The organism is Pantoea sp. CTOTU50773 (assembly GCF_032082325.1).
Classification (GTDB): Bacteria; Pseudomonadota; Gammaproteobacteria; order Enterobacterales; family Enterobacteriaceae; genus Pantoea; species Pantoea communis.
In genome coordinates, this window is sequence record NZ_DAMDQC010000174.1 from 1 (window position 1) to 9,095 (window position 9,095).

Sequence of the window (9,095 nt, forward strand, 5' to 3'; positions counted from 1 at the left end):
ATGGCATTAATCAAAGCGGGAAAGGGAAGCTATGGTTCGCCGGACAAGGAATCCAGAAATCCTGGGCGATGAAGCGTGAGATGTTATCTCCGGCGTATACCACCCGATACGCAGATCTCCCGGTGGCGAAGTAAATAGCGGATTAGCGCATAACATGAGCCGCCACTCTTTACCGGGCGTTAGGAAATGGCTGAATATGCCCGCATAGCGCCACGATAAGCCGACAAAATGCCAATCCATGCCATACTTGGCAAGGCCGATTTTTCACGATGTCGCGGGGGAAAAGAGATGCGTTCAGTGGTGATTAGCGCAGTTGTCGCAGTAGCGGGTGGGGTATGCGGTGCCTTACTCAGCCAAAATGAAACCCTCTTTGCCGCGAAAGTGAGTGCCCCACCTTCCGATCCCACCATCAACTGGACCACGCCCGCTATTGCCGGTTACGGCAAAGTGCACTATGACGCCAGCAGCGCATTCCAGCCCAGCAGTGCGCTGAGTAACAAAGTGGTCTTCAAAGTCAGTCGTGGCGCGGAAGAACGCAGTCAGGTGAATCCGGCGCTGGAGCATGTGGCACAAGTGGTGAATACCTATGTGGCGGCCGGCGTGCCGGCAAAGCAGTTAAAATTTGTGGTAGCGGTGAATGGCGAAGCGACGCCCGCGATGCTGGAAAACACCCGTTTTCGACAGCTGTTTGGTGTGGATAATCCCAACCTTGCGCTGATATCGGCGCTGGAACAGCAGGGCGTCAAAGTCACGGTGTGCGATCAGGCGCTGGCCTGGCATCACTACGAACCCCAATGGATTGCAGATTCAGTGATCCATACACCTTCTGCACTTACCACGATGACCACGCTGCAAAATCAGGGGTACGCTTTACTGAGTATGTGATGCGTTTGTGGCTTTGCTGTCCCTGGCATGAACCTCAACGCCCTTATTGTGGCTTCTGTCAAAGGCTCTCTTCGATCAAAAACAACTCGAAACCTGGCTGGAAGTGTGCCAACACACCTCAACATTATCTGAAGCAGGACGACATTTATTTTCGGTCTCGCGGCAGCATAAAAAGCAGCCGAATGATGCCGATCGCTTACGTAAATACCTCATGCGCTTTGGGTTGTGTTGGGAAAATATCCAGAAAAAATGAAAGCTATCATTTGAGGCGCTGAGCGGGAATTTCATATGGGATGGCTTTGCATTACTGGAATCTTAAAGGCACGCTGCGCTTTTAATTGCCACCATACCAGATGAATGTCTTCGCTTGGCCTTTGCGTTCGGTTTAATTAAAACATTAATTAAATCAATGGCAATACAATCCAGGAATAGACTATTTTTTCTTCAAGGCGCTGTAAATTACGCGGCGATTTTGCTTTAATTAACTGACGAAGCAAGATGAGAGGACAGCATGACAAAAGCCTATATAACAAAATATGCATTAACCCGGGGCATTTACATCGCAGAAGGCGAACTCAAAAACGATGGCGAGGTATTTGTACAGCGTCGCGATCGTGAGTACAACTTTGAGCAGTTCTTTAAGAAAAAAGAGTTTCAGTTAACCGAAGAAGAAGCCCTGGCGCGTGCGGATAAAATGCGTGCGGCGCAACTTAAAAAGCTGGCGAAGGAATATCAAAAACTGAGTGAGCTGGAATTCACGATTAAAGAGTGAACGTAAGTCAGTGGATGTTCGTCAATTGACTGATAACTCGTGGGTCTGTTTGTTTGATGGGTAACTGAAAGAAATGCGTTAAGATTTCGAAAAAATAATGAAACCCCATTTTATATTACGACCCAAGCCCTGTGAAACGCCGCCTTCAGGCGGCGTTTTTAATTGTCCGATCGCACGAATATTGTGCGCTATTGCTGAAAAATAGTATGGGTGTGTAAGAATAGCGAAGCGGCGAGAGGTAATGCCGATTATGTTAATTCGCAGACTTAGGTTACTGTAATATTACGGACCAATAATAAGCAGAGGTTCGCGTGCGCGAAAACGAGATCGATATCAATTATTACGCCACCGAAATCCGGAAATTAGCAGCATCGCATCAGGCTGGAGAAACACTGAGTGAGGTAAAATCCAGAGTGGATAGCCTCATTCAGCAAATGAAAGAGTCACTCGGCAGTGACAAAGCCTGGCAGGCGAAGAATTGGGAGGCGCTGTTGGATCAGTTGAATATCTATTTGACTAACAAGGTTGATCCGAAGTGGATGACGGTGATCTCTCATGCCAAATTCCGCATTAAAAGCCGCAGACAGACCGCCATCTATTCACGAAAACACTTCAAACAATAAGGCTTTTGCCGCCCGGTCGGGCGGCAAATAAGTTATCCAAGCCAATGGTGGATAGTGAGATTAATCGCGCCGCCGCCGACAATCAGCCAGATAAACAACATCAACCCTAATAACAGCGGACGCAGACCGGCTCGCTTCAGCTGACTGATATGGGTGGTAAGACCCAGTGCGGCCATCGCCATGGCGAGCAGCACGTTATCCAGCTGATTAATGACCGCAATCGCCGGGGCGGGAATCAGATGCGCTGAGTTAAACAGCGCCACCAGAATAAATGCCAGTGCAAACCATGGGAAAGTAATACGCTGTTTTTCCCCGCTGGTGGCCGGTGCGCTGCGGCGTACCATCACTCCAATCACCACCAGGAACGGTGCCAGCATCATTACGCGTAGCATTTTGGCGATCACCGCCGCATTTTCTGTTTCCGGGCTAATGGCATGTCCGGCCGCCACCACCTGCGCCACTTCATGCATGGTCGAACCGGTGTAAATACCAAATTCACTCAGGCTCAGGCCCGGCAGTAATGGCAAAACGCTATGCCAAATCAGCGGGTAAAGGAAAATCGCCAGTGTACCGAAGATCACCACAGTCGCGACCGCCACCGCCACTTTGGACGATTCGGCTTTAATCACCGGTTCGGTCGCCAATACGGCGGCGGCACCGCAAATACTGCTACCTGCACCAATCAACCACGCGGTTTCACGATCCAGTTTCAGGATTTTACGTCCCAGCCAGCAGGCGAGGGTAAAGGTGCTGGTCAGCATCAGTACATCAATCACCACACCGCTGACGCCGACATCCAGCACCTGCTGGAAGGTGAGACGGAAGCCATAAAGGATAATGCCGAGACGCAGCAGTTTCTGTTTGGCAAACTGTACGCCCGCGTCGCAGTGACCGTGCACCGTCGGGAAGAGCGTGTTGCCGAGAATGATCCCGCCGATGATGGCCAGCGTCAGGGCGCCTAACCCCAGCTGCGCGACCGACGGCAGATTACCGAGCCATGCCGTTGCCAGCGCAATGGCCGCCGTAAGCAGCAAACCGGGCGCGAAATGCGCCATACCCTGTGAGTGTTTGTGTAGAGAGATATCAGCCATAACGCCTCCTGTGTTGCCGTTATGATGCGGAGAGATGGCTTGAAAGAAAAACTGATTATATCGTTAGAACAAATCTGAATAAGTGGTAAAGACGGGGATGAACGCAGATAAAGGCGGAGAGGGCGCGGCGAAATCGGTGTTCGCGGCGCCTTGTCGGGTTAAATCACCATACCCAAAATTTGCAGTGTGCTGCGCTGCGAGGCGGTGACGAACGGGATGTCTTTGATGTGCTGCATGCCAAAGGCTTCCCAAAACTTACGTGCACGCACGTTTTCAGCCATCACTTCCAGCCACATGTAACCTTCCTGCTTCTCACGGGCTTCATTGATGATGCTTTGGAACATGATTTTGCCGAAGTTCTTACCGGTCTGATCGGGATTCAGGTAGAGCTTATTCAACATGGCGCCCGTCATGCCGGAATCAGGAACCGGTGTATTCCAGGTGACCTTGGCAAAACCTACCGGGTGATCGGTCTCGGCGATCAGCCAGCTCTCGTTTTCCGCCGCGAGGCTGCTCTGCAGCACCGTCAGGCCATATTCTTTATCGATAAACGCATCCATTTCGTCGGTTGAAACCCACATATGTTTGAAATGCGCGCTGTAGGTCATGCGTCCCAGCTGATGAAGCAGTTCCGCGTCCTCGGCCTGAGCCTTGCGTATGGTGAAATTCATGTAAGATGTCCTGTTATCCGTCCCTATTGATGGTCGTGCAGCCAAACGTTCCATCGCTGACTTTTCAGCAGGGTACTTTAACAGGGAGAGACGGTTCCGACACATGCTAAGTGTGGAATCAGAATAGTGATGCGCCCTCCGACTGGAGAGCGCAGGGATGCGTAAGGCATCAGAACAAATAACGGGCTCCCAGAACAAACTGGTTTTCTACCAGATGCGCTTTCATTTGCTCATCTTTAAGGCCACGAGCGTTCCCGAATGTATTGTATCCGCTCTCTATTTTGCCCATATCCACATAACGGTAGCCAAGGTCCAGGCTCACCTGCTCAATCGGCGTGTAGCTAATACCGGCGCCGACACTGTAGGTCAGGTTGTTTTGCGTGGTTGAAGCATACTGACGAGAGGAGTTGCCTTGCCAACCGCCTGCTTTGATTTTACTGACGCCGACGCCTGCGGTGCCGTACAACGCAACGTTATAGCCGATTTGATAGTCACGATACACGTTCAGCATCAAGCGCTGGACATCGGTTTGCAGATGGTTATAGCTGGAAGTGAAAGTCGATGAACCACTGGTGAATTCGGATTTCTGACCAAAGGTATATTCGCCTTCCGTGCGCCAGCCATTGCCCCATTGATAACCGGCTGCAAGCGCTGCCGCGCCGTTATGTGCCTTTTCATTGCCTGCAACAAATTGCCCCACGCCAGGACGTGCGCTGGTATCCATCTCTTTGGCACGTTGTTCACTTTGCAGATATTTTGCAGAGGCGTAATAGCCTTCACGGGTTTCGGCTGCAACAGCGCTGCCCGCAGCAAACAGCATAGGCATAGCAAAGATTAACGCATTAAGTTTCATATGATTCCGTTCTCATTCTTTATCAGGTAGAGAACGCATCATAAGAAAGGCCAATCACGAGAAAAATTCGGTTGAATACTTAGGCAACCTGGTAGAGTTACGTAAGGTAGCTAAGAGCCTAAACGCAAGGTTTCAGCGCGCCTGGCGGTCTCATAAACGTATTGCAGCATCGGCTCTAAATCGGCATCCGGCCCGGAGCTGATAATTTTGCCACGCAGCCACTCAATTTCGCTGGTGATGTCGGGATGGAAAATGGTGTTGTTCTGCGCGTTACGCAGCCATTTCAGCAGAAAGTTATTCTTGCCGCGCACGCCGGCGGGTTTGCGCGTTTTTGCATTGATCTTCAGCGCCACCAAGATGCAGTAATAGAAATGCACGCGCTGACTGTAGCTCTGGGGGATCATAGGCTGTTACCCGCCATGACATCGCAAAAGTGTGAACCTGATCGGATTTTCATCGTCCTGAATGCCTGCCTGAAAGCGCCATTTGGCGCAGATATGGGCCTTTATCGGCCTTTTTTCCGCCTTGAATCGCGCGGTAACCGCACCATAAGCCAATCGGCGGCGCGGATGCAAGTAAGGAAAATCTGGTAAATGAGGCGTCACCAGGGAAAGAGGGCGGGCAAAATTTAAGGTCTTAAAAAAGCGAAGCGTTATAAAAGGAAAGGGGGCGATTTTTTGCCGTTGCAAAGACCTGAAACAGACACTTTTCTCATGCATTAACCCACTGTGCCTGGCAAAACTGTGATCTCCGTCTAGACTTAATGTTGACGATGTTCGCAGTCAGGTTGCTGTGTTGGCTATAAAGTTGTGCGTTTGTGGAGAGTTACCTATCGCAGTCCCCCGTTTTTGGCTCAATCTCCTCGCCTCAGTCCAGACATCCAACTGAAAACACCCAGCCTGACTTCGAACATCCTGTTAAAGCCTAATGAACAGGAGGAGACGTGACCCCTGCGGTTAATCAGAACAGCACCTTGCCGTCACTCAGCGGCGGTCTTTATGCCTTCTTTTTTGATGTCGACGGCACATTAGCGACCATTCAGTCGCAACCCGAGTCGGTTTCCATCCCCGCATCGGTGCGCCAGCATCTGCAACAAATCTCCAATCTGAGTCATGGCGCCCTGGCGCTGGTATCGGGCCGTCCGATTGCGCAACTGGATGCACTGGTTGCGCCACTGGAAGCGCCCGCGGCGGGCGTGCATGGTGCGGAACGCCGTGACGCCAGTGGGCACGTGCACCGGCATTCGCTGCCTGGCGACATTGCGCAAACGCTGCAAACCGAACTGCAGCAAACACTCGACCAATGGCCAGGCACCCTGCTGGAAGTGAAAGGCATGGCGTTTGCGCTGCACTATCGCAACGCGCCCGAGTACGAAAAATCCATCATGCAACTGGCGGAAGACGCCGTGACGCGCTTTCCTGCGCTGGCACTACAGCCGGGCAAGTGTGTGGTGGAGCTAAAACCGCAGGGCATCGATAAAGGTGCTGCGGTACGTGAATTTATGCAAGAAGCCCCCTTTATTGGCCGCATTCCGGTCTTCGTGGGTGACGATCTGACCGATGAAAAAGGATTTCTCGCCGTTAACGCCATGCAGGGCATTTCAGTCAAGGTCGGAGAAGGCGCCAGCCATGCGCGCTACCGTCTCGACAGCGTTGATGCGGTATGGCACTGGCTGGCGCAACTATTATTACAACTAGAACATGACATCGTCGGTAAGGAGTCAAGGTTATGAGTCGTTTAGTCGTGGTATCTAATCGTATCGCCATTCCGGATAAAGGCAAAGCCAGCGCGGGTGGTCTTGCGTTGGGCATTTTGGACGCGTTACGCACCACCCGAGGCTTGTGGTTTGGCTGGAACGGAGAAATCAGTGAATTCTCTGGCGAGGAAGAAGATGAGCCACTTTCGCAGATGGAACAGGATGGCATTACTTATGCCTCACTGCCGCTCAATCAGAACGATTATGATCAGTACTACTGCCAGTTCTCTAATACCGTTATCTGGCCGGCTTTCCACTATCGTCTGGATTTAGTGCAGTATCAGCGCGAAGCCTGGGATGGCTATTGCCGTGTGAACACCTTGCTGGCCCAGCGCCTGAAGCCGCTGCTGCAACCTGACGATGTGTTGTGGATCCATGATTACCATCTGCTGCCGTTTGCTGCTGAGTTGCGCAAACTGGGCGTCAACAATCGTATCGGCTTCTTCCTGCACATTCCGTTCCCGACGCCGGAGATCTTCAATGCGCTGCCACCGCATCAGACACTGCTGGAGATGCTGTGCGATTACGACCTGCTGGGATTCCAGACCGAGTCCGATCGCGTAGCCTTCCTCGATAGCCTCAGCCAGTTGACGCAGTTGCAGAATAAAGGCGAGAAGAAACACCGTGCCTTTGGCAATACCTTTATGACGGAGGTGTATCCGATTGGTATTGAGCCGGATAGCATCAAAGAGATGGCCGAAGGACATCTGCCACCGAAAATGGCGGCGATGAAACGTGAGCTGGGCGATGTACAAAATATTATTGCCAGCGAGCGGCTCGATTATTCAAAAGGATTGCCGGAACGCTTTCTGGCTTATGAGGCACTGCTGGAGAATTTCCCGCAGCATCGCGGCAATATCCGTTATTCACAAATCGCGCCGACGTCCCGTGGCGATGTGCAGGCCTATCAGGATATTCGCCATCAATTAGAGACAGAAGCGGGGCGTATTAATGGTAAGTACGGCACGCTCGGCTGGACACCGCTCTATTATCTGAACCAGCACTTTGATCGCCGCCTATTGATGAAAATCTTCCGCTTAACCGATGTGGGTCTGGTCACGCCACTGCGTGACGGCATGAACCTGGTGGCGAAAGAGTATGTTGCCGCGCAGGACCCGGACGATCCGGGCGTGCTGGTGCTGTCACGCTTTGCCGGGGCGGCGAACGAACTGACATCGGCACTGATCGTCAATCCTTACGATCGTGATGAAGTCGCCGCCGCACTCGACAGAGCGCTCACCATGCCGCGCACCGAGCGTATCTCGCGCTACAACGACATGATGGCGGTGTTGCGCAAGCAGGATATTACGCAATGGCGTGAGAGCTTCCTGCGTGATTTAAATGCGTTACCTGCGCGCAGCGCCGATCATGGTATCGCCAATAAAGTGGCGACCTTCCAGAAACTCGCTTAAATCTGCTTCCCGGTGCGCAATGCTGCGCACCGTTTTCACTGCCCATCTTAAACCTGCGAAATCGTTTTCATTTCCTTAAGGAGTAACTGCCTGACACGGCAGCTAAAATCGCACGTTTTGGTTAAAAAGCGTGCAATCGAACGTGAAAAAAGCTTTTTTTTCATGTCGGCCCTAAAGGTTTGGTTGGTCAGGCCGATAGTTATCTCAAATCAATGCGTCAAATCCCCAATTCATTCATATCACTAATGTAACGCACTGTTACATCCACTGCCGTCCGCTAAACACTCCCTACAAAGCCCTAACAGTTCCCAGGCGCGCTGCGTCCAGTCTTCACGCTTATCTATCATCATGGTGGTAGTGCATTTCAGCAATATTCCCTGTAAGTGATTAATTTAGAAGCAAATAGTTTTTACCAAAATCAGCACATTATGCTGCCTTTATGGTTTTAAGTGGCTTCATGTCTCCATTTAAAACCAACTAAACAGATAAAAGATCGCGTTGTCATGACAATCGACCACACAGGCTAAAAAGGTGCTTTTTAGAGTGAAATATTAGCTAAACAATTCAAATTCGCTCAAAAAACGCACAACAGAAAAGCAATGCGGAAGCTTCCAGGAAAAAATTTGCCTTAAAAGTGTGACGCAGATCACACTTTATCTAAAATTTCGCACCACTCACGTTGTATGTAGAAATCAGACGATATAGATTTGCGTTGTTTTCGGATTAGTCTTAAAAAACTGTAAGCAGACGTCACGGAAGATGGTTACAACTCAAGAAAAGATTGGCCTGGAGTTTTGACTACTACTGATCAGTGTCCCGGCGGGAAGTGAAACAGTTCAGTACACGTTGGCTTTGCCTGATTATTTTTTGCCATCTTTATATTTACCAACCAGCAACCCGAACCATAGAACTTTTAATTCTGTAGCCGTATATGTGTCGCGTCTATCAGGATGGAAAAAAATGGGTACATCAGAATTACTAAAACATATATATGACATCAATCTATCATATTTGCTTCTTGCTCAGCGTTTA

Annotated in this window: 12 protein-coding genes and 1 pseudogene; 8 read left to right on the forward strand and 5 right to left on the reverse strand. The window is 50.6% G+C overall.

The features are described 5' to 3' along the window. The 5 genes and pseudogenes from RT340_RS19810 to RT340_RS19830 form a co-directional block, all read left to right on the forward strand. Window positions 1–134, forward strand: a 134-nt coding sequence (locus RT340_RS19810; RefSeq protein WP_313377556.1) for a DUF4113 domain-containing protein, incomplete at its 5' end; no start/stop codon positions are given. 154 nt (window positions 135–288) lie between these two features. Continuing rightward, the gene (locus tag RT340_RS19815; RefSeq protein WP_313377553.1) at window positions 289–885 is read left to right on the forward strand and encodes a DsrE family protein; all 597 of its coding nucleotides are present in this window, start codon (window positions 289–291) and stop codon (window positions 883–885) included. Between the two features lie 67 nt (window positions 886–952). Continuing rightward, window positions 953–1,138: pseudogene (locus tag RT340_RS19820) on the forward strand (sigma 54-dependent transcriptional regulator); the annotation flags it as partial. Window positions 1,139–1,396: 258 nt separating this feature from the next. Continuing rightward, window positions 1,397–1,657, forward strand: coding sequence for a hypothetical protein (locus tag RT340_RS19825; RefSeq protein WP_058959703.1), 261 nt, complete (start codon window positions 1,397–1,399; stop codon window positions 1,655–1,657). A 413-nt stretch (window positions 1,658–2,070) separates the two neighbouring features. Continuing rightward, complete coding sequence (locus tag RT340_RS19830) at window positions 2,071–2,280, forward strand: hypothetical protein (protein WP_155287949.1); 210 nt, start codon at window positions 2,071–2,073, stop codon at window positions 2,278–2,280. Between the two features lie 32 nt (window positions 2,281–2,312). Here the strand turns inward: RT340_RS19830 and RT340_RS19835 are convergent, their stop codons facing one another. From RT340_RS19835 to RT340_RS19855, 5 genes are all read right to left on the reverse strand, one after another. Beyond that, entirely contained in the window at window positions 2,313–3,371 is a 1,059-nt protein-coding gene (locus RT340_RS19835) for a YeiH family putative sulfate export transporter (protein WP_313377554.1), read from the reverse strand. Window positions 3,372–3,529: 158 nt separating this feature from the next. Next, window positions 3,530–4,042, reverse strand: a complete 513-nt coding sequence (locus RT340_RS19840) for a GNAT family N-acetyltransferase (RefSeq protein WP_034821865.1) — start codon at window positions 4,040–4,042, stop codon at window positions 3,530–3,532. Between the two features lie 169 nt (window positions 4,043–4,211). After that, entirely contained in the window at window positions 4,212–4,895 is a 684-nt protein-coding gene (locus RT340_RS19845; protein ID WP_211727818.1) for an outer membrane protein, read from the reverse strand. A 110-nt stretch (window positions 4,896–5,005) separates the two neighbouring features. Beyond that, complete coding sequence (locus tag RT340_RS19850; protein ID WP_202403471.1) at window positions 5,006–5,299, reverse strand: hypothetical protein; 294 nt, start codon at window positions 5,297–5,299, stop codon at window positions 5,006–5,008. A gap of 6 nt (window positions 5,300–5,305) precedes the next feature. Beyond that, on the reverse strand, window positions 5,306–5,614 hold the full coding sequence (locus RT340_RS19855) for a hypothetical protein (RefSeq protein WP_160834653.1): 309 nt from the start codon (window positions 5,612–5,614) through the stop codon (window positions 5,306–5,308). A gap of 224 nt (window positions 5,615–5,838) precedes the next feature. On the opposite strand from RT340_RS19855, the gene otsB reads away from it, so the two are divergent. From otsB to RT340_RS19870, 3 genes are all read left to right on the forward strand, one after another. Then, complete coding sequence (otsB, locus tag RT340_RS19860) at window positions 5,839–6,627, forward strand: trehalose-phosphatase (RefSeq protein ID WP_034821859.1); 789 nt, start codon at window positions 5,839–5,841, stop codon at window positions 6,625–6,627. Further along, the gene (gene otsA, locus RT340_RS19865; protein WP_313377555.1) at window positions 6,624–8,063 is read left to right on the forward strand and encodes an alpha,alpha-trehalose-phosphate synthase; all 1,440 of its coding nucleotides are present in this window, start codon (window positions 6,624–6,626) and stop codon (window positions 8,061–8,063) included. The genes otsB and otsA overlap by 4 nt, the downstream gene beginning before the upstream one ends. Before the next feature lie 960 nt (window positions 8,064–9,023). Beyond that, window positions 9,024–9,095, forward strand: a 72-nt coding sequence (locus tag RT340_RS19870; protein WP_313377557.1) for a flagellar transcriptional regulator FlhD, incomplete at its 3' end; no start/stop codon positions are given.